At 60.3% G+C, this 21,196-nt stretch carries 16 protein-coding genes; 15 read left to right on the top strand and 1 reads right to left on the bottom strand.

The genetic code is table 11. The features are described from left to right. Positions 1-9: 9 nt before the first annotated feature. Positions 10-2,655 (bottom strand): pyruvate dehydrogenase (acetyl-transferring), homodimeric type, encoded by a 2,646-nt coding sequence (gene aceE, locus AC07OG_RS03135; protein ID WP_060542688.1) that lies wholly within the window; start codon positions 2,653-2,655, stop codon positions 10-12. Between the two features lie 383 nt (positions 2,656-3,038). Between aceE and glnE the strand changes: the two genes are divergently transcribed. The 15 genes from glnE (at position 3,039) to AC07OG_RS03060 (ending at position 21,192) form a co-directional block, all read left to right on the top strand. Beyond that, the gene (glnE, locus tag AC07OG_RS03130; protein WP_495066187.1) at positions 3,039-5,978 is read left to right on the top strand and encodes a bifunctional [glutamate--ammonia ligase]-adenylyl-L-tyrosine phosphorylase/[glutamate--ammonia-ligase] adenylyltransferase; all 2,940 of its coding nucleotides are present in this window, start codon (positions 3,039-3,041) and stop codon (positions 5,976-5,978) included. Between the two features lie 251 nt (positions 5,979-6,229). Continuing rightward, positions 6,230-7,264, top strand: coding sequence for a lipopolysaccharide heptosyltransferase II (waaF, locus tag AC07OG_RS03125; RefSeq protein WP_060542690.1), 1,035 nt, complete (start codon positions 6,230-6,232; stop codon positions 7,262-7,264). 1 nt (position 7,265) lies between these two features. Then, positions 7,266-8,327, top strand: coding sequence for a lipopolysaccharide heptosyltransferase I (gene waaC / locus AC07OG_RS03120; RefSeq protein ID WP_495066186.1), 1,062 nt, complete (start codon positions 7,266-7,268; stop codon positions 8,325-8,327). Continuing rightward, a complete protein-coding gene (locus AC07OG_RS03115; RefSeq protein WP_218424279.1) occupies positions 8,327-9,448 on the top strand; it encodes a glycosyltransferase family 4 protein in 1,122 nt (373 codons plus the stop codon). The genes waaC and AC07OG_RS03115 overlap by 1 nt, the downstream gene beginning before the upstream one ends. Beyond that, on the top strand, positions 9,449-10,255 hold the full coding sequence (rfaP, locus tag AC07OG_RS03110; protein WP_218424280.1) for a lipopolysaccharide core heptose(I) kinase RfaP: 807 nt from the start codon (positions 9,449-9,451) through the stop codon (positions 10,253-10,255). It begins immediately after the preceding gene. Continuing rightward, positions 10,255-10,989, top strand: coding sequence for a lipopolysaccharide kinase InaA family protein (locus AC07OG_RS03105; protein ID WP_060542694.1), 735 nt, complete (start codon positions 10,255-10,257; stop codon positions 10,987-10,989). Before rfaP ends, AC07OG_RS03105 begins: the two co-directional genes overlap by 1 nt. After that, on the top strand, positions 10,986-11,738 hold the full coding sequence (locus AC07OG_RS03100; protein WP_218424281.1) for a lipopolysaccharide kinase InaA family protein: 753 nt from the start codon (positions 10,986-10,988) through the stop codon (positions 11,736-11,738). The genes AC07OG_RS03105 and AC07OG_RS03100 overlap by 4 nt, the downstream gene beginning before the upstream one ends. Next, a complete protein-coding gene (locus AC07OG_RS03095; protein WP_495066185.1) occupies positions 11,738-13,189 on the top strand; it encodes a lipopolysaccharide kinase InaA family protein in 1,452 nt (483 codons plus the stop codon). Before AC07OG_RS03100 ends, AC07OG_RS03095 begins: the two co-directional genes overlap by 1 nt. 253 nt (positions 13,190-13,442) lie before the next feature. Then, positions 13,443-13,778, top strand: a complete 336-nt coding sequence (locus AC07OG_RS03090) for a YceK/YidQ family lipoprotein (protein ID WP_060542697.1) — start codon at positions 13,443-13,445, stop codon at positions 13,776-13,778. Between the two features lie 163 nt (positions 13,779-13,941). Further along, complete coding sequence (locus AC07OG_RS03085; protein WP_060542698.1) at positions 13,942-15,699, top strand: carbamoyltransferase family protein; 1,758 nt, start codon at positions 13,942-13,944, stop codon at positions 15,697-15,699. Further along, positions 15,683-16,813 carry a glycosyltransferase gene (locus tag AC07OG_RS03080; protein WP_060542699.1) on the top strand — a complete coding sequence of 377 codons (1,131 nt, stop codon included), beginning with the start codon at positions 15,683-15,685 and terminating at the stop codon, positions 16,811-16,813. Before AC07OG_RS03085 ends, AC07OG_RS03080 begins: the two co-directional genes overlap by 17 nt. Further along, entirely contained in the window at positions 16,813-17,709 is an 897-nt protein-coding gene (locus tag AC07OG_RS03075; protein ID WP_060542700.1) for an antimicrobial resistance protein Mig-14, read from the top strand. The genes AC07OG_RS03080 and AC07OG_RS03075 overlap by 1 nt, the downstream gene beginning before the upstream one ends. Before the next feature lie 8 nt (positions 17,710-17,717). Continuing rightward, complete coding sequence (locus AC07OG_RS03070) at positions 17,718-19,160, top strand: PIG-L deacetylase family protein (RefSeq protein WP_495066184.1); 1,443 nt, start codon at positions 17,718-17,720, stop codon at positions 19,158-19,160. Further along, positions 19,157-20,311: a glycosyltransferase family 4 protein gene (locus AC07OG_RS03065; protein ID WP_495066183.1), complete on the top strand. Its 1,155-nt coding sequence runs from the start codon at positions 19,157-19,159 to the stop codon at positions 20,309-20,311. Before AC07OG_RS03070 ends, AC07OG_RS03065 begins: the two co-directional genes overlap by 4 nt. After that, entirely contained in the window at positions 20,308-21,192 is an 885-nt protein-coding gene (locus tag AC07OG_RS03060) for a glycosyltransferase (RefSeq protein ID WP_218424287.1), read from the top strand. Before AC07OG_RS03065 ends, AC07OG_RS03060 begins: the two co-directional genes overlap by 4 nt. Positions 21,193-21,196 lie beyond the last annotated feature (4 nt).

The following is a 21,196-nucleotide window of genomic DNA, read 5'->3' as shown; positions in this document are numbered from 1 at the left end:
AATCTCTCCTCAGCAGTCCAGTGGGTTGAGTTTTTCCGGGTTGATACCGAACTTGGCAATGGCTTCAGCCACAACCTTAGGTTCGATGTCACCACGGTCAGCCAGTGCTTCCAGGGCTGCCAACACCACGAAATGACGGTCAACTTCGAAGAAATGACGCAGTTTCTTGCGGCTGTCGCTGCGGCCGAAACCGTCGGTGCCCAGGACTTTGAATTCCTTGGACGGTACCCACTGACGGATCTGCTCGGCGAACAGCTTCATGTAGTCGGTAGAGGCGATGACCGGACCTTTACGGCCGTTCAGGCACTCTTCGACGTAGCTCAGCTTCGGCTTCTGGCCAGGGTGCAGACGGTTGCTGCGCTCTACGGCCAGGCCATCGCGACGCAGTTCGTTGAAGCTGGTAACGCTCCACACGTCGGCGCCGACGTTGAACTCTTCACGCAGGATCTTCGCTGCTTCACGGACTTCACGCAGGATGGTGCCGGAGCCCATCAGCTGAACGTGGTGCGCCGCTTCGCGGGTGTCTTCTTCGAGCAGGTACATGCCTTTCTTGATGCCTTCTTCGGCACCGGCCGGCATGGCTGGCTGCTGGTACGACTCGTTCATCACGGTGATGTAGTAGAAGACGTCCTGTTGCTCTTCGGTCATCTTCTTCATGCCGTCCTGGATGATCACCGCCAGCTCGTAGCCGTAGGTTGGATCGTAGGTGCGGCAGTTCGGGATGGTCGCGGCCAGCAGGTGGCTGTGACCGTCTTCGTGTTGCAGGCCTTCACCGTTCAGGGTGGTACGGCCGGCGGTGCCGCCGATCAGGAAGCCACGGGTACGGCTGTCGCCAGCGGCCCATGCGAGGTCGCCGATACGCTGGAAGCCGAACATCGAGTAGAAGATGTAGAACGGCAGCATTGGCTGGTTGTGGCTGGAGTACGAAGTACCGGCAGCGATGAAGGAGCTCATGGCGCCCGCTTCGTTGATGCCTTCTTCGAGGATCTGGCCCTTCTTGTCTTCCTTGTAGAACATCACCTGGTCTTTATCGACTGGCTCGTAGAGCTGGCCGACGGACGAGTAGATGCCCAACTGACGGAACATGCCTTCCATGCCGAAGGTACGGGCTTCGTCCGGAATGATAGGAACGATGCGTGGACCGATTTCCTTGTCCTTGACCAATTGCGCCAGGATGCGCACGAAAGCCATGGTGGTGGAAATTTCACGGTCGCCCGAGCCGTCGAGGATGGCCTTGAGGGTATCCAGTGGCGGCGTCGGTACGCTGAAGCTTTGTGCGCGACGCTGTGGCACGAAACCACCCAGAGCAGTGCGGCGCTCGCTCAGGTAGCGGGCTTCGGCGCTGTTTGGTTCTGGCTTGAAGAACGGCAGGTTCTCCAGCTCTTCGTCCTTGACCGGAATGTCGAAGCGGTCGCGGAACAACTTCAGGCTGTCGACATCGACTTTCTTGGTGTTGTGCGCGGTGTTTTTCGCTTCGCCGGCACCGGTGCCATAACCCTTGATGGTCTTGGCCAGGATGACGGTAGGTTGTTCTTTGTGGTTGACCGCTTCGTGGTACGCCGCGTAGACCTTGTACGGGTCGTGGCCACCACGGTTGAGCTTCCAGATCTCGTCGTCGGACAGGTCTGCAACCATCGCCTTGAGTTCTGGCGAGTTGAAGAAGTGTTCACGCACGAACGCGCCGTCTTTGGCTTTGTAGTTCTGGTACTCGCCGTCGATGACTTCGTCCATGCGGCGTTGCAGGATACCGTCGACGTCCTTGGCCAGCAGTGGGTCCCAGAAACGGCCCCAGATGACTTTGGTCACGTTCCACTGAGCACCGCGGAAGACGCCTTCGAGTTCCTGGATGATCTTGCCGTTGCCGCGAACCGGGCCGTCGAGGCGCTGCAGGTTGCAGTTGATGACGAAAATCAGGTTGTCCAGCTTCTCGCGGCCAGCCAGGGAGATCGCGCCCAGGGATTCCGGCTCGTCGCACTCGCCGTCGCCCAGGAAGCACCAGACTTTTTGCTTGCCGGCAGGAATGAAGCCACGGGCTTCCAGGTACTTCATGAAGCGAGCCTGGTAGATCGCCTGGATCGGACCCAGACCCATGGATACGGTCGGGAACTGCCAGAAGTCAGGCATCAGCCAAGGGTGCGGGTAGGACGACAGGCCCTGACCGTCTACTTCCTGGCGGAAGTTGTTCATCTGGTCTTCGGTGATGCGGCCTTCCATGAACGCACGGGCGTAGACGCCTGGCGAGGTGTGGCCCTGGAAGTAGATCAGGTCGCCGCCGTGTTCGTCGGTCGGGGCCTGGAAGAAGTAGTTGAAGCCGATGTCATACAGGGTCGCACTGGAAGCGAAGCTGGAGATGTGACCACCCAGGTCAGAATCTTTCAGGTTCGTACGCATTACCATGGCCATCGCGTTCCAGCGTACCAGCGAGCGAATGCGGCGTTCCATGAACAGGTCGCCAGGCATGCGTGCTTCGTGGGTAACGGGGATCGTGTTGCGGTAAGGCGTGGTGATGGCGTAAGGCAACTGCGAGCCGCTGCGGGTCGCGAGTTCACCCATACGGGTCATCAAATAGTGAGCGCGGTCTTCGCCTTCTTTGTCGAGAACCGATTCCAGGGCGTCCAGCCATTCCTGGGTTTCGACGGGATCGAGGTCTTGCATGGCTTGCTCCAGGGCGGAAAGGCTTCCAGAATCGGTTGCCTGAGTTTGCGACTGGCCTTGTGGGCAGACGTTATGAATTCTTGGATTGCCGACAGGTTGTTCCGGCGGCGTGTAGTTTTACTACAAATCATCCGGCATTTCAGCTTCGCTAATGTATATACGAGTAGTAAAACTACAGATCAGCGGCTTGTGGCCCTCGGCTGCGTTGTGAGATTAATCATTAAGGTTGGTGTTTTATCAACCAAATCAGGTAAAAGTTTGATGCTGGCTGCCACAATAAAAGAAAATTCAGCTATTTCTAACTTTTGTTCGACACTCCTTCAGGTAGTGGGTTTGCCAGATTCACTACATGCAGCCCGTTGCACGCCGATCAAGGATAGACCATGAGCCTCCCACCGCTTGCCGTACTGCCCGCCATTCTTGTGCCGTTTGTCACCCGCGCCGAGCAGTCGTTCCGTGACGCCGTCGCCGCCCTGGACGATGATCATGGGCTGTCCTCGTGGACGCCTGAACGCTGGGCGCAATTTGCGCGGGTAACCGCCGCCAGCGATTTCGTGATTGAACAGAGCGTTCGTGACCCTTTGATGTTGCTGGATCTGGTGCAGTCCGGCGAACTGGACCGGCGCTTCGCCGCCGGTGAGTTGTGCGCGCAGATCGCTGGCGCCGTAAATGCCGCCGAAACAGAAGATCAACTGGGCCGCGCCTTGCGTCGGCAGCGAGCGCGCCAGCAGGTACGGATCATCTGGCGAGACCTGACCCGCCAGGCTGACCTGGTGCAGACGTGTCGCGACCTCTCGGACATGGCCGATGCGAGTATCGATCAGGCCTATCGGTGGTTGTACACGCAACATTGCCAGCAGTTCGGCGTGCCGACCGGTCGGCGCAGTGGCGAGCCGCAGCAGATGGTCATCCTTGGCATGGGCAAGCTCGGCGCAGTGGAGCTCAACCTGTCGTCGGACATTGACCTGATTTTCGCCTATCCCGAGGGCGGCGAAACAGTCGGTGTCAAACGTGCCCTGGATAATCAGGAGTTCTTCATTCGACTCGGTCAGCGCCTGATCAAGGCCCTGGATCCGATGACTGTCGACGGTTTCGTATTCCGCGTCGATATGCGCTTGCGTCCCTACGGTTCGTCGGGTGCCCTGGTGCTGAGTTTCAACGCACTGGAACAGTATTATCAGGATCAGGGGCGTGACTGGGAACGCTACGCGATGATCAAGTCGCGGGTGGTGGCCGGCGATCAGGTGGCTGGCGCACAGTTGCAAGACATGCTGCGCCCGTTCGTATACCGGCGTTACCTGGACTTCTCGGCCATCGAAGCGCTGCGCACCATGAAGCAGCTGATTCAGCAGGAAGTCCGGCGCAAGGGCATGGCCGACAACATCAAGCTCGGCTCCGGCGGTATTCGCGAGGTGGAGTTTATCGCCCAGGCTTTCCAGCTGATCCACGGAGGTCGGGACCTGAGCCTTCAACAACGTCCACTATTAAAGGTGTTGGGCACGCTCGAAGGCCAGGGGTACCTGCCGCCAGCGGTCATCAGCGAATTGCGCGAAGGTTACGAATTCCTGCGCTACACCGAACACGCGATCCAGGCAATTGCCGACCGGCAGACGCAAATGCTGCCGGACGGTGAGCAGGATCAGGCACGCATTGCCTTCATGTTGGGCTTCGCCGATTGGCCGGCATTTCATCAACAACTGATGTATTGGCGTGGTCGCGTCGCCTGGCATTTCGCCCAGGTGATTGCCGACCCTGATGAAGAGCAAGGCGCCGAAAGCGAAGTCGTGGTGGGCGGAGAATGGTTGCCGTTGTGGGAGCAGTCCCAGGACGAAGAGGCCGCTTGTCGTCAGCTTGAAGAGGGCGGCTTTGCTGATGCCAGCAAGGCGTTGAAAGCCCTGGCCGGCCTGCGTGGCAGTCCACAGTTGCGTGCCATGCAGCGTCTCGGGCGTGAGCGTCTTGATGCCTTTATTCCACGCTTGTTGGCCCAGGCCGTTGAGCACGCGGATCCCGATCTGGTGCTGGAGCGGGTGTTGCCATTGGTTGAGGCCGTGGCCCGCCGTTCCGCTTATCTGGTATTGCTGACCGAAAACCCCGGGGCACTGCGTCGATTGCTGACCTTGTGCGCCGCCAGCCCGTGGATCGCCGAGCAGATCACCCGGTTCCCGTTGTTGCTGGATGAGCTGCTCAACGAAGGCCGGCTGTTCAAGCCGCCATTGGCGCCGGAACTGGCCGCTGAACTGCGCGAACGCCTGACGCGGATTCCCGAGGACGATCTCGAACAGCAAATGGAAGCCCTGCGCCATTTCAAGCTGGCACACCGCTTGCGCGTCGCCGCTTCGGAAATCGCTGGCAGCTTGCCACTGATGAAAGTCAGCGACTATTTGACCTGGCTTGCCGAAGCAATTCTCGAGCAGGTGCTGGCGCTGGCCTGGCGCCAGACCGTGGCCAAGTACGGTACACCGTTGCGCACCGATGGCACGTTGTGCGATCCCGGCTTCATCATTGTCGGTTATGGGAAAGTCGGCGGCATCGAACTCGGGCATGTTTCGGACCTGGACCTGGTATTCATCCACGATGGCGATCCCCAGGCTGAAACCGACGGACCAAAACCGATCGATGGCGCACAATTTTTCACCCGGCTCGGGCAGCGGATCATTCACCTGCTGACGGCCCAGACCAACTCCGGTCAGTTATATGAAGTGGACATGCGCCTGCGACCTTCCGGTGCGTCGGGGTTGCTGGTGACTTCGCTGGGCGCATTTGCCCGATATCAGCAAGGCGAGGCCTGGACCTGGGAACATCAGGCGTTGGTAAGGGCGCGAGTGCTGGTCGGCAGCGAGGATGTCGGTCGGGCATTCGAGCAGATTCGCGCGCAGATCCTGGGGCAGGTGCGCGACCTGTCGACCTTGCGCAAGGAGGTCAGCGAGATGCGCGCCAAGATGCGCGATAACCTCGGCAGCAAGAGTACGGCGGCCGGCACCGGGGCGAATGCCTTCGAAGCCACGGCGCCGTTCGATCTCAAGCAGGACGCCGGAGGTATCGTCGATATTGAATTTATGGTGCAATACGCGGCCCTGGCGTGGTCGCAAACGTGCCCGCCGTTGCTACGCTGGTCTGACAATATCCGCATTCTGGAAGAGCTGGAGCGCGAAGGGCTGATGCCTGCCGAAGACGCCAGTCTGCTGCGCGAAGCTTATAAGGCCTACCGCTCCGCAGCCCACAAACAGGCCTTGCAGAAGGACGCCGGGGTGATACCGGGCGACCAGTTCGTGGATGAACGGCGGCAGGTGATGCGAATCTGGCGCGAGCTGGGGCTAGGCTGAAACGGAATTTGCAACATCGAATACCCAGTGTGGGAGCGAGCTCGTGTGGTGAGGGGGGCTTGTGTGGTGGTGGAGCTTGTGTGGCGAGGGGGCTTGCCCCCGTCGGACTACGCAGTAGTCCCCGACCACTGTTATGGAGCCGCTTCGCAACCCAGCGGGGCAAGCCCCCTCGCCACATTTGATCTGCAGTGTTTTGTAGAATTTTCGAGGCGGGGAGGCGTAGGCCTCCCCGGTTCGTTTTTGGAAACCACATGAAAATTCTGATTGTAGGGCCCAGTTGGGTCGGTGACATGGTGATGGCGCAGACACTTTTTCAGTGCCTGAAACAGCGTCACCCGCAATGCGAAATCGACGTGCTGGCCCCCGAGTGGAGCCGGCCGATTCTTGAGCGCATGCCCGAAGTGCGCCAGGCCTTGAGCTTTCCGCTCGGCCATGGCGCGCTGGAGTTGGCCACGCGCCGGCGCATCGGCAAATCCCTGGCCGGCCAGTACGATCAGGCGATCCTGTTGCCCAACTCCCTGAAATCGGCACTGGTGCCGTTTTTTGCCGGTATCGCGAAACGCACTGGCTGGCGCGGCGAGTTCCGTTACGGCCTGCTCAATGACGTGCGTACGCTGGATAAAGAGCGTTACCCGCTGATGATCGAGCGCTTCATGGCCCTGGCTTATGAGCCGGGTGCCGAGATGCCCAAGCCCTATCCGCGGCCGAGGCTGAAAATTGACCCGGTGACCCGTGAAGCGGCATTGGCCAGGTTCGGCCTGGCCCTCGATCGCCCGGTGCTGGCGTTGTGTCCTGGTGCCGAGTTCGGCGAGTCCAAACGCTGGCCGTCCGAGCATTACGCCAAGGTCGCCGAAGCTAAGATCCGGGACGGATGGCAAGTCTGGCTATTCGGCTCGAAAAACGATCATGCCGTCGGTGAGGATATCCGCGCGCGGCTGATTCCCGGTTTGCGCGAAGAGTCAGTGAACCTCAGTGGCGATACCTCGCTGGCCGAGGCCATTGATCTGTTGTCCTGCGCCGACGCGGTGGTCTCCAACGACTCCGGCCTGATGCACGTCGCCGCCGCGCTGAATCGCCCGCTGGTGGCGGTCTATGGCTCGACATCGCCAGGCTTCACGCCGCCGCTGGCCGATCAGGTCGAAATCGTGCGCCTGGGCATCGAGTGCAGTCCGTGTTTCGACCGCACCTGCCGCTTTGGTCATTACAACTGCCTGCGCCAGCTCATGCCGCAAGCGGTGAACGAAGCCTTGCAACGGTTGCAGGGCACTGTGGTCGAGGTCAAATAGCTTGCGGGTACTGCTGATCAAGACTTCTTCGCTGGGCGACGTGATTCATGCGTTGCCGGCGTTGACCGACGCGGCGCGGGCGATCCCCGGCATCAAGTTCGACTGGGTGGTGGAAGAGGGTTTCGCCGAAATTCCCACCTGGCACCCGGCGGTGGGCAAGGTGATTCCGGTGGCGATCCGCCGCTGGCGCAAAAACCTGTGGCAGACCATCAAGAGTGGCGAGTGGAAGCGCTTCAAGCAAAGCGTTCGCGCCACCCGATACGACCTGGTCATCGACGCCCAGGGCCTGCTGAAAAGTGCCTGGCTCACCCGTTACGTAAAAGCGCCGGTGGCCGGCCTCGATAAAAGTTCGGCGCGCGAGCCCATCGCTGCGCGTTTTTATAACCGGCGCCTGGCGGTTGCCCGTGGCCAGCACGCAGTGGAGCGGGTACGCCAGTTGTTCGCCATTGCCCTGGGTTATGACCTGCCCAAGGGGTTGGGCGACTACGGCCTGAACGTCGAGCGCCTGGTGGAATTGCCGCGCAAGAACCCGTACGTGCTGTTTCTGCACGGCACCACCTGGGACACCAAGCACTGGCCCGAAGCCTACTGGCGCGAGCTGGCCGAGCGGGTTGGCTATCTCGGGGTCGGGGTGAAGCTGCCGTGGGGTAATCCGGTCGAGAAAGCTCGTGCCGAGCGGATCGCCCAAGGCATGAAGCACGTCGAAGTGCTGCCGAAGTTGAATCTTGCCGGCGTCGGTAAGGTGCTCGCAGGGGCGCAGGCCTGCGTAGCGGTGGACACCGGCCTGGGCCATCTGGCTGCTGCGCTGGACGTGCCGACGTTGTCTTTGTTCGGTCCGACCAACCCGGGCCTGACCGGTGCCTATGGCAAGTCGCAGATCCACCTGGCCAGCGACTTCCCTTGCGCCCCATGCCTGCAAAAGAAATGCACTTATCAACCGACGGCCGAAGACGCCCGCCGGTTTGACCTTAAACGCGAGTGGCCACTGTGCTTCACGCGTCTGAATCCCGAGCGTGTCGCCAGCCGACTGAGCACGTTGTTACTGGCTGAGGAGCTGCGCTGATGCAATTGGCTTTTGTCTTGTACAAATATTTTCCGTTTGGCGGCTTGCAGCGCGACTTCATGCGCATCGCCCTGGAGTGCCAGCAGCGCGGTCATCAGATCCGTGTTTACACGCTGATCTGGGAGGGTGACATACCGCCTGGCTTCGAAGTGCTGGTGGCGCCGGTCAAGGCGTTCTTCAACCATCGGCGTAACGAGAAACTCAGCGAGTGGATGGAGGCCGACCTGGCCAAACGTCCGGTCGACCGCCTGATCGGCTTCAACAAAATGCCCGGGCTGGACGTCTACTACGCCGCCGACGGCTGCTTCGAAGACAAGGCGCAGAACTTGCGCAACTCGCTGTACCGTCGCTGGGGTCGCTACCGGCATTTCGCCGAGTACGAGCGTGCGGTGTTCGCCAAGGACGCCAAAACCGAAGTGCTGATGATTTCCGAGGTCCAGCAGCCGCTCTTCATCAAGCATTACGGCACGCCCCTTGAGCGCTTTCATTTGTTGCCGCCGGGGATCTCTCAGGATCGTCGCGCGCCGGCCAATGCCGCCGAAATTCGCGACGGATTCCGCCGTGAATTCAGCCTCAAGGACGATGACTTGCTGCTGGTGCAAATCGGCTCCGGGTTCAAGACCAAGGGCGTTGATCGCAGTCTCAAGGCGCTGGCGGCGTTGCCCGCTGATCTGAAGAAGCGCACCCGGCTATTTGTAATTGGCCAGGACGACCCCAAATTATTCCAGATGCAGAGCGCCGCGCTGGGCCTGGGCGACAACGTTACGTTCCTCAAGGGTCGTAGCGATATCCCGCGTTTCCTGCTCGGTGCCGACCTTTTGATCCACCCGGCGTATAACGAAAACACCGGGACCGTATTGCTTGAAGCCTTGGTGGCCGGGCTGCCGGTGTTGGTCAGTGCCGTCTGTGGTTACGCCCATTACATCGCCGAGGCCGACGCCGGTCTGGTGCTGGACGAACCCTTCGAGCAGGCGCAACTGACTCAGTATCTGACCGGCATGTTGAACGACGCGCAAGCAAGGGCGGCCTGGAGTCGCAATGGCCTGGCTTTCGCCGAGACAGCCGACCTCTACAGCATGCCGCAACACGCGGCCGATGTGATTCTGGCGGAGCACGCTTAAATGAAGTTGATGCTGGCTGAACCGTTCAAAAGCCTTTGGGCCGGGCGCGACCCGTTCGCCGAAGTCGAGGGGCTCGAGGGCGAGGTGTACCGCGAGCTTGAGGCACGCCGCACCCTGCGCACCGAAGTGAACGGCAATGGATTTTTCGTCAAGATTCACCGTGGCATCGGCTGGGGTGAGATTTTCAAGAACCTGCTCACCGCCAAGCTGCCGGTACTGGGAGCCGGTCAGGAATGGAAGGCTATCCAGCGCTTGCAGGAAGCCGGCGTACCGACCATGACCGCCGTGGCATATGGCGAGAAGGGTGGCAATCCGGCGGACCAGCACTCCTTCATCGTTACCGAGGAACTGGCTCCAACGGTCAGCCTGGAAGACTTCAGCATCGATTGGGTCAAGCAACCACCCGAGGTAAAACTCAAGCGGGCGCTGATCGCCGAAGTCGCACGGATGACGGGCATGATGCATCGCGCCGGGGTCAACCACCGCGACTGCTATATCTGCCATTTCCTGCTGCACACCGATAAACCGGTGACGGCTGAAGACTTCAAGCTCTCGGTGATCGACCTGCACCGTGCCCAGACCCGCCCGGCCATCACGCAGCGCTGGCGCAACAAGGATCTGGCAGCACTGTACTTCTCGGCCCTGGACATCGGCCTGACCCGCCGCGACAAATTCCGTTTCCTCAAAGTCTATTTCCAGCAACCGCTGCGCCAGATTCTCAGCGAAGAAGCCGGTCTGCTGAGCTGGCTCGACGGCAAGGCCAACAAACTCTACGACCGCAAACAGCGATACGGGGATGCGCTCTGATGGCGGGTTGGAAACTGGAGCCGGCTTATAGCGATCTGGCAGAGGACTTTGGCAGTCTTGAGGCCGTGTTTGCGCTTGAAGGCGAGCAACTGACCCGTGATCTGCTGTCCGAGGTCATCCGCGTGCAGCGCAATGGCGTGAATTATTACGTCAAGCGTTACGTCGGCGCCGGTAAGGGCTTGCGTCGTTACCTGGGTAAACCGCGGGTGAAAATGGAATGGCAGAACCTCAAGCGTTTTGCCAAGTGGGGCATTCCGACCGCCGAAGTGGTGGCATGGGGCCTGGAGCGACGCGGAGCGGCCTATGCCCGGGGGGCGATGATTACCCGTGAGCTGCCGCGCACCGAAGACATGTCTGTGCTGGCCGAACGGCGCGATCCGAAACTCGCGGATCGTGCATGGGTCGACGCCGTGAGTCGCCAGTTGGCCTGCTATACCCGAATCATGCATGACCACCGCTTCACCCATAACGATTTGAAGTGGCGCAATTTGTTGATTGACGACGAGGCCCGGTTGTTTCTGATCGATTGCCCCAACGGTGATTTCTGGCGCGGCTTTTGGCTCAAGTACCGGATCACCAAGGACCTGGCATGCCTGGACAAGGTTGCCAAGTATCAACTGTCGGCGACTCAGCGCCTGCGCTTTTACCTGCAATACCGCGGGCGGACCCGGCTCAATGCCGCCGACAAAAAGCGGATCCGACACGTGGTGAGATTTTTCGAGGGACGCGAATGATTGATTTTCTGGCAGCTGAAGACCGTGCGCTGCTTGAGCGTCACGGTCTGGCCACCTTCGATGCACTCTGGGCCAAGCAGCTCGAGGCGGTGGATGAGCCCAACACCGGTCGTGGTGGCTGGAGCAGTGTGTTTCGCCTGGATCTGGAGGGTCGTGGCTTTTATCTCAAGCGTCAGTGCAATTACATGACCCGCACCTTGCGCGCGCCCTTCGGCGAGCCGAGTTTCGCCCACGAATTTCGCAATATCGTGCGCTATCAGAATTTGCAAATTCCTGCGCTGCATGCGGTGTTCTACGGCGAGCGCAAGGTTGATGGCGAAGTCCGGGCGATTCTGCTGACCCGCGCCCTGGATGGTTGGAATGATCTGGACTCGCTGTTGCAGCACTGGCCGCAATTGAGCGAAGTGCAGCACAGCGAAATTCTCAAGGCTTGCGGCGAGCTGGCCCGGCAACTTCATGGCGCACGTCAGGTGCATGGGTGCTTTTACCCCAAGCACATCTTCTTGCGTGCGTCCGGCAACAGCTATAAGGGCCAACTGATCGATCTGGAAAAGACCCGTCGATTGCTGTACGGGCAGCGTGATCGGGTCAAGGATCTGGAGCCGTTGATCCGTCGTGCGCCACAGTGGGGCGAGGCGCAGTTGCGCCAGTTGCTCGCTTCCTATCTGGATCAGCCGCTGGATAGTTCGCTGATCGACACCTGGCTCCAGCGTCTGACGGCACGACGCAGCCATAAGAGGGTGCGTTGATGCGCTTGTCGGAACTCAAAGCCAGCGGTCGCAATCCCTCCCTGCCACTGAGCGTGTCCCTGGCTGATGCTGCCGGTACCGCCGACTTGCAGTTGTTGAGCTTGTTGCGGGTTTTGCCAGGGCAGCGTTATGTCGGTGCCGGCATCTGGCGTGGCCGGCCGGTGTTGGCCAAGTTGCTGGTCGGCAACAAGGCGGCACGGCATTTTCAACGAGAGCTCGATGGCGTGCGCCTGTTGTCCGCCCAAGGGTTGACCACGCCGCAATTGTTGGCTGATGGCCTGAAAGACGGCGAGGGCGGCTGGCTGCTGTTTGATTTTCTGGAAAACGCGCAAAGCCTCGGCGATACCTGGAAACACGTTGAGCATTTGCCGGTACTGGCTGACGAACAAACCGCAGTGCTGGCCGAGGCGTTGGGTGCCATCGGGCAAATGCACCGCAAGGGCCTGTGGCAGGAAGACCTGCACCTGGACAACCTGCTGCGTCAGGGCGGGCGCTTGTATTTGATCGATGGTGCCGGGATCCGCTGCGAAACGCCCGGTCAGGCGCTGTCGCTGCAAAAAGTCCTGGAAAACCTCGGTGTGTTTTTTGCCCAGTTGCCCAAGTCTCTGGAGCCATTTACTGAAGAGTTGCTGGTGTACTACCTGCTGAGCAACGGCGAGCACGCTTTGCCCATGGAGGGGTTGCAGAAGCAGATCGACAAGGTCCGTGCCTGGCGCCTCAGGGATTACCTGATCAAGGTTGGTCGTGAATGTACGCTGTTCAGCGTCCAGCGCGGTGCCTTCGGCTTGCAAGCGGTCCGCCGAGAGGAAGAGTCGGCCATGTTGCCGGTACTGGAACAAGCCGATGCCCTGCTTGATCAGGGGTACCTGTACAAGACGGGCGGTGCGGCGAGTGTCGGCAAAGTCGAGGTGGATGGCCGCACGCTGGTGATCAAACGCTACAACATCAAGGGTTTTGCCCACTGGCTCAAGCGCTTCTGGCGACCGAGCCGGGCCTGGCATTCCTGGTGTGAAGGCAATCGCCTGGCGTTCCTCGGGATTGCCACGCCCAAGCCGCTGGCGTTGCTGGAGAAGCGTTTTCTGTGGCTGCGCAGCCGAGCCTATCTGATCACCGAGCACCTACCAGGGCCGGATATCATCGAGCGATTTACGCCGTACGTTGAGAGCGGCGACGCGCCGGAGTCAGAGCTGCTTGCCCTGGATCATCTGTTTGCAGAGCTGATTCGCGAGCGGATCAGCCATGGCGATTTCAAGGGGCATAACCTGTTCTGGCAGGAAGATCGCTGGGCGTTGATCGATCTGGATTCGATGTGTCAGCACGCGTCTGTCAGCAGCTTCGCCCCGGCCTATGCGCGGGATCGGGCGCGCTTCATGCGCAATTGGCCTGAAAGCAGTGCGCTCTATCAGGTTATTGACCGGCGACTGCCCAGGGATATCTCCAGCGCCAGCTGATCGGGCCTGCGGCCCTGTCGCCAGAACGCCTTCCCGAGCAAGCGTGCTCCCACAGAGATTGCTGCTGAACTAAAAGCCAGTGAACACCTCTGTCCAAATGTGGGAGCCAGCCTGCTGGCGATGGGGCCGGCGCAGGCAACCCGGAATAGACTGCAAGCCCCTGTGAGCCGTCCTACATGATCTTGGGAAGCCGTGAACTGCCGCCCGGGTAAGTTGGGGTGTTAGGTTGCCTGACGTTCTCGGAGGGCAGCTTTTGACGATAAAAACGATTGTTGTAATCGGTGCTGTTTCACTGATGTTATCCGGCTGCGGGACCGCGCATACGGTGCTGCAGAGTGACGCCGATGCTGCTCGCGGCCTCAGGAAGCAAAAGACTTACTGCCAGTCGATTCCCCGTGTCTATAGCGGTCTGGCCTACGATTTTTGCGTTTTGAACGCACCGCCCGACCCCACAGGTGTCCTGCTGCCATTCGTCTTGCTGGACCTGCCTCTCTCCGGCGTCTTCGATACGGTTTCCCTGCCCTACACGATTTACCGGCAAACCGTGGATGGCAACCTCGGTATTTACTGGAGGCCCGGTGTAAATTGAGATCGGCGGGGCGCCGCAGCGCCGTCCTGCTGCTCGCGGCTAGAGGCTTGTCGCTGCTTTTACGCTATAATCCCGCCCTTTAGCTGTCTCTCGCCCACTTGCGAGGGCACATTAATTTTCGAGGCGCTTGCGCCTGCATGCAGACTAAAGAGGCTAGACCCCTGTGGCATTGACGATTCTTGGCCTGTCCGGCGCCCTTAGCCATGATCCTTCCGCAGCCTTGTACATCGACGGCAAGCTGGTCGCGGCTGCTGAAGAAGAGCGCTTCGTGCGCGATAAACATGCAAAGAACCGCATGCCCTACGAATCGGCGAAGTTCTGCCTGGAACAGGCCGGTATCAAGCCTTCCGACGTTGACGTGGTGGCGATTCCATTCGCTCCGATCAGCCTGTTCGGCAAGGCCCGCTGGCAGTACGCCAAGCGTTACTGGTACGCCCCGGACCGTGCACTCGACGCGATCCTGATGGGCAACCGTCGCTACAAGCGCTATCGCAACAAGATCGTCTGGTGCCTGGAGCAACTGGGCTTCGATCCGAAGAAGATCAAGATCGAGCCGGTCGAACACCACCTGGCCCACGCCTCCAGTGCCTACCACTGCTCCGGCTTCAAGGAGAAAACCGCGATCCTCGGGATCGACGGCAAGGGCGAGTACGCCACGACCTTCTTCGGTTACGGCGAAAACGGCAAGATCCACAAGATCAAGGAATTCTTCGATCCTGACTCCCTCGGCGGCCTGTACGGCGCGATCACCGAGTTCCTCGGTTTCGATATGCTCGACGGTGAGTTCAAGGTCATGGGCATGGCGCCGTACGGCGACGCCAGCAAATACGATTTCTCGCGCCTGGCCTCTTTCGAGAACGGCGAGTTGGTCATCAACACCGACTACGCCAACGTCATCGGCCTGCGTCGCTACAAAGAGAAGGGCAAGGGTTACTACTTCTCGCCGAAGCTGATCGAGTGGCTGGGGCCCAAGCGCGAAGGCGACATCGCCGACGAGCCTTACATCCACTACGCCGCGAGCATCCAGGCGCTGTTCGAAAAAATTGCGCTGCAGATGATCGACCACTACCTGGGCGACGTGCTCAAGGAAACCGGCAAGCTGGCCTACGCCGGTGGCTGTGCGTTGAACGTCAAGCTGAACCAGAAAATCATCGCCCGCGACGACGTCAAGGAACTGTTCGTGCAGCCTGCATCCGGCGACGCCGGTACCGCGGTGGGCGCGGCAGCCTATGTGTCCAACGCCCGTGGCGTACCGGTCGAGAAGATGGAACACGTCTACCTCGGCCCGTCGTACAGCAACGAAGACGTGATCGCGGCCTGTGCCCGTCACGAGAACAAGCCAACGTGGCGCAAGCTCGACAACATGCCGGAGCAGATCGCCAGGATCATGGTCGACGGCAACCCGGTGGCCTGGTTCCAGGGCCGCATGGAGTTCGGTCCGCGTGCACTGGGCGGTCGCTCGATCATCGGTTGCCCGAGCGTGGCCGGCGTGGCCGATCGCATCAACCACCAGATCAAGTTCCGCGAGCGCTGGAGGCCTTTCTGCCCTTCGATGCTCGACACCGTGGCACCGCAGATGATCAAGATCGATCACCCGGCCCCGTTCATGACCTTCACCTTTGAAGTAGCGGAAGAATGGAAGACCCGCGTGCCGGAAGTGGTCCACGAAGACGGGACTTCCCGCGCCCAGGTGCTCAAGCGCGAATACAACCCGCGCTACTACGACATGATGAAAGCGCTGGAAGTGCTGACCGGTAACGGCGTGTCGCTGAACACTTCGCTCAACCGTCGTGGCGAACCGATGATCTGCTCGCCGACGGACGCCCTGAACATGTTCTTCGGTTCCGATCTACAGTATCTGATCATGGAAGACATCCTGGTGGTCAAAGAGGGCGCGAACGCATATGACACGCTCGGCTGAACGCCATGTGCTGCAGTTTTGTCACGGCTATGACGGGCCGTTCCTGGACTGCGCCCGGCAGTACGCCAGCCTGTTCGCGGGGACCGGTTATCGAGTGACCACGGTGTTTCTGACCGGGGTTGCCGATGCCGACGTCGCCGCAGGATGCGCCAGTGATGAAGTGCTGTTCATGGAGTACAGCTCCAAGGCCATTCGTGGCCTGAAGCTGGGGGCCATCGGCGATCTGCGCAAGATCGCCGCGTCGCGCAACTTCAGTTTCTGCATCGCCCATCGTTTCAAACCCATCTACATCGCCTTGCTCGGCACGTCGTTGCCGGTGATCGGTGTGCATCACGGGTTTGACGACTACAAGCGCGTCAGCCGCAAGCTGTTTGCGCACATATTCCGCAAGCGCCTGAGTCTGCTTGGCGTGTCCGACGCGGTGCGCGACGACATGCGCAAGTGTCTGCCGAAATGGCCGCATTCGCGGATTCGTACGTTGTACAACCGTATTGATGTGGAGGCCTTGCAGGCGACTCAGGTATCGGCCCGCGAAGCTCGGGAAACCTTGGGCCTGTCGGCGGATGCCTGGATTGTCGGCAATGTCGGGCGCCTGCATCCGGACAAGGATCAGGCCACGTTGCTGCAGGGTTTTGCCGAGGCGCTACCGGGACTGCCGGGCAACAGCCAACTGGTGATTCTCGGTTCCGGTCGCCTGGAAGAGGATCTCAAGTCGCTGGCCCGTGAGCTTGGCATTGGTGATCGCGTGCTGTTTCTCGGTCAGGTACCTGATGCCCGCAACTATTTCCGGGCCTTCGACGTATTCGCCCTGAGTTCCGATCACGAACCGTTCGGCATGGTCCTGCTGGAGGCTATGGCCGCCGGGGTGCCATTGCTGGCCACGGCTTGTGGTGGGGCGAGGGAAGTGGTCGAAGGTGTCGGCATCCTGTTCCCGCTCGGTGATGCCGCGCGTCTGGCGCAAGGCCTGCAACATCTGGCCGGCATGGATGAGCAGCAGCGTGTCCAGTGTGCCGGGCTGATGCTCGAACGCTTGCGCGAGCACTTCTCCGATCGCGCGGTACGCGATGCTTTCTGGCATTTGCCACACGTTACCGAACTGGCACAGAGGGGCTGATGCTCAACCGATTTCAAGGCTGGCGCGAGCGTGGCTGGGCGGTAGTCGATGCTTCGACTTACGCCCAAGCCTGGCAACTTCATGGCGGCAGCGTCGCGACCCACCCCATGGTGGTCGAGCGGCTGGCCAATCTGGCCGACATCCCGGTGCGTTACCTGGCCTGGGAACAGAACGGTGAGCTCAAGGCGGCGATCCCGACCTGGGGCCGCGACCTCGCCTTATCCAAGGACGTGCTCAAGCGCAGGGGCAAAAAAGGCCTGTTCGACCTGGGCAATGCCGAGATCATTCTGCCAGCTGCTGCCGATGCCCAGGCGCCGCTGCGACATCGCGGTCGCTATTTGTCGGCACTCAACGAAGGCCGCTTCAGCGGCATCAAGTTGCAGGCTGAACAACTGGCCATGGCGCGCACGCCGGAAGAGCTGTCGAAGAAATTTCGTTACAACCAGCGCCGCGAATTGCGCCTGCTGGAGGAGGCGGGCGGCGTGGTGCGTGCGGTCTGCGAGTTTTCCAGTGGCGAGCTGGCAGCGATTTACTGTGATCTTTTCCAGCGTCGCTGGGGCTTCCCGGCGACGGGGGCCGAGCGCATGGCCGAGGTCATCGGGTTGCTGCGTGAATTGCTGATCGGTTCGGTGATTTTCCTCAACGATGCGCCGATCGCCATTCAACTGGTGTATCGGGTCGAGACGCCACAATGGATCAGCGTCGAGTACATCAATGGTGGCGTCGATCCCCAGACCCGCGAGTTCAGCCCCGGCAGCGTGTTGAGCTTCCTCAATACCCAAAGCGCCTGGGAGCATGCCCGGGCACTGGACAAACCGTTGCGCTTTTCCTTCGGTCGCGCCGACCGTGAATACAAGGATCGCTGGTGCAATCCCGTGCCGGTCTTCACCGTATGAGCCAGCCCATGAGCCGCAAACAGCAACTGCTCAAGCGCCACCGGCGCAATAAACGTATCGGTCTGCTGATTGCGCTGGTGTTGCTGGTAGCCATTGGTGTGCTGGTGGTCTGGTGGTTGCCGCTGCTGGTCGCGGTCCTGGGCTGGATAGCCCACGAAGCCTGGTTTGCCGACCACCTGTTCTACTCGCCCAAAGACGACTACCAGTACAGTTTTCCCCCCTACACGCCGCAGCCCAAGGTGCACCTCAATGGTGAGTATTTGCGGCTGGACGAAGGGGTCATGCTGGTCGACGACGCAACACTGATACTGGCCCTGCGGGTAAAAAGCACCTGGCTGGGGCGCTTCATCGATCCTGTGGTCGAGTTGTGTGGCGGCGATAACCCGGACCGGCAAACATTCGAGCGCGGTGTCAACGGCCTGCGTTACCTCAATCTTACAGGCCAGGCGCAGGTACTTTCGCGCGGTGAGTTACGTCTGTGCGGGCGTTTTTGCCGCGTGCTCGGAGAGCCCGTGCTGTGGGCCTTGGAACATCCGGATTACCGACGTCAGCGGGTAATGGTGATCGCCCCGCACGCCGATGACGCCGAATTGGCTGCCTATGGTTTGTACAGCCAGGCTGACGAGGCCTGGATCGTTACGCTGACGGCCGGTGAAATCGAAGCCGGACACTACCGGCAGATGGGTATGGATAAGGTTGAAGCAGCCCGCCTGAAAGGTCGTTTGCGCGCCTGGGACAGTATCGCCGTGCCGCGCTGGGGCGGAGTGCCGCAAGCCCATTGCGTACAACTGGGTTATTTTTGTCTGCAGCTGGCGGCCATGCAGGCCTCGCCAACCTCGCCGGTAGCCTCGCGCGAGGCCGACTTGAGCGACACCCGTCTGTTCCGCCAACTCAATCCCTTTGCTTTGCCGGGCGACGCCGACGGTGCGCCGACCTGGAATAATCTGCTGGCGGACCTGCGTGAGTTGCTTTTGCGCGCGCGGCCCGAAGTCATCGTCCTGCCGCACCCGACCCTCGATCCGCACCCTGACCATATCTGCGCCCAGGCGGCCGTGGTCGAAGCCTTGCAAGGCCTGGACTGGCAGCCAACCACATTGTTGGGCTACGCCAACCACTTGCACGACAACGATCGCTGGCCGATGGGTGACAGCGGTCATGGCATCGCCCTGCCACCCGCCTTTGATCCGGCCGCGCCGATGCAACCCTGCTGCCTGCCGATATCGCTGGAGCTCCAGCGTGACAAGGCCATGGCGTTGGGCATGATGCACGACCTGCAACCACCCATGCCGTTCAAGCGGCGTCTACGCCGGTTGATTCAGCGGCTGTTGGCCGCCCGGGTACCGCCAACTTATGGCGAGAACGAATTCTTTCGCAAGGCAGTTCGGCGTCACGAACTTTTGTGGACCATCAAGCACACACCAGGCAATGTTTCTCAGCGGGGAGAGTTATGAGTCAGCGGTCAAAGGTCTTGCAGCTGCAGCCTGACTACAACGTCAAAGCCCATGATTTCGCAGACCTCGCGGAGCAGATCGTCAAGGCCTTGCCGAGCGATCGCTATGAAGTGACCGCAGCCTTTCTGCGTGGCAGGCCTGGCCCCGGCGAGGCAGTGAGCCGGGCCGACCGTTCGGTGTATTTCGAATTTTCCGACAAGTCCCTCAAGGGCATGCGCCTGCGCGCCATGTGGCAGTTGTACAAGTTCTGCCGCAGGGAAAAATTCGACGTGGTGATCTGCAATCGCTTCAAGCCGGTAAACATGATGCTGACGCTCAACCGCTGGTTGAAAGTGCCGCTGTGCATCGGTATTTCCCACGGATTTGGCGAGTACGACCGGTTTTACCGGCGTCGCCAGACCCAGCGTCTGATCGATCGCCACTGGCGCTTCGTCGGGGTATCCCCGGCGGTAAAACAGTATTTGCTCGATTGTGACTGCGGTTTCACCGACCAGAACACCTACGCCATCACCAACGCCATCGACATCGAACAGGCCGAGAGTTTGCAGCACTCTCGGGAAAAGGCCCGTGAAATGTTGGGTATCGATCCGTCGGTGCGATTGATTGGCGCACTGGGTCGCCTGGTCCCGGTCAAGGGCCATATTTATTTGCTGCAGGCTTTTGCCGAACTCAAGGATAAATACCCGAACACGCAATTGGCGATCATCGGCGCCGGTCGTGAAGAGTCGCGCCTGGCAGCGGAAATCGACCGCCTGGGCCTCAGCGGTCGCGCCCATTTGCTGGGGTTCAAGGAAATAGCCCTGCAGTACATTCGGGCATTCGACATCTGGACCATGCCTTCTTTGGCTGAAGGTCTCGGGCTGGCGCTACTCGAAGGCATGAGCGGGCATTTGCCGGTGATCGCCTCGAACGTGCCGGCCATGTTGCCGCTCATCGAGGGGGCTGGTGGCCTGGCGATTACGCCGAAGGATGTGCCAACGTTGCAGGCGGCGCTGGACACTTACCTTGGCCTTTCGGATGACGAACTCAAGGCCAAGGGCGAGCAGGCCTTCCGTTATCTGCAGCAACACCATGACATCGAGGAGTTCCGTCGCGAATACCTCAATCTGATCGACTCCGGCCTGGAACAGGCCAGCAAGGAGCAGCCATGAACGACGCGCAACCCATCGTCACGGTCATCATCGCGTCGTACAACCACGCTCCTTACATCGAACAAAGCATTCTCAGCGTCCTCAACCAGACCTATCCGAACATCGAGTTACTGGTAGTCGACGATGGCTCGAAGGATGACAGCGTCGAGCGGATCAAGGCATTGCAGGCTGCCCATGGTTTCGACTTCCGGGTCCAGGAAAACCAGGGGCTGACCAATACCCTCAACGGTGCAATTGCCCGGTCCAAAGGCAGCCTGATCGTGCCGTTCGGTTCGGATGACATCATGCTGCCGGAGCGAATCGCTATCCAGGTCGCTCATATGGATGGCAAGCCCGAGGTCGGCATTTGCGCCGGCAACATCGAATTGATCGATGCCGAAGGCAATCTCTACCCCGAGAAGCGCCAGCGCCGGGATGTACCGTTCCGTCGTCTGGATTTCGAAGACATGTTCCTCGAGCGCAAGCCCTATCCTCCGGCTCCAACCCTGATGATCCGCCGCGAAGCGCTGGACAAGGTGGGCGGTTTCGACCCGACCATTCGCCTGGAGGATTTGCTGATCGAGCTGAAGGTGACTCACGCCGGTTACTTCATCGATGGGCTGAATGTGCTGATGGCGCGCTATCGCAAGCACGCCACCAACTCCTACAAGAACCACCGTTTCATGATCGACAGCATCCTGCGCACCTATGCGCTGTTCAGCGACCATCCGCTGTATGACGAGGTGCGCTACAAGTTTCTCAACTCGATGTTTCTCAAGACGGCCAACCGCGATCGCAAGCTGGCGCGAGAGCTCTTGGCGCAGATTCCGCTCAAGGCTTGGAACAAGAAGACCTGGCGAGGTCTGGGGCGATTGTTTTTTTCACGTGTGGAAAAAGACTGAGCCC

This window comes from Pseudomonas sp. GW821-FHT09H03 (assembly GCF_059415945.1).
The sequence above is the reverse complement of the archived record's forward strand: the minus strand, read 5'-3'. Positions and strand labels throughout refer to the sequence as shown.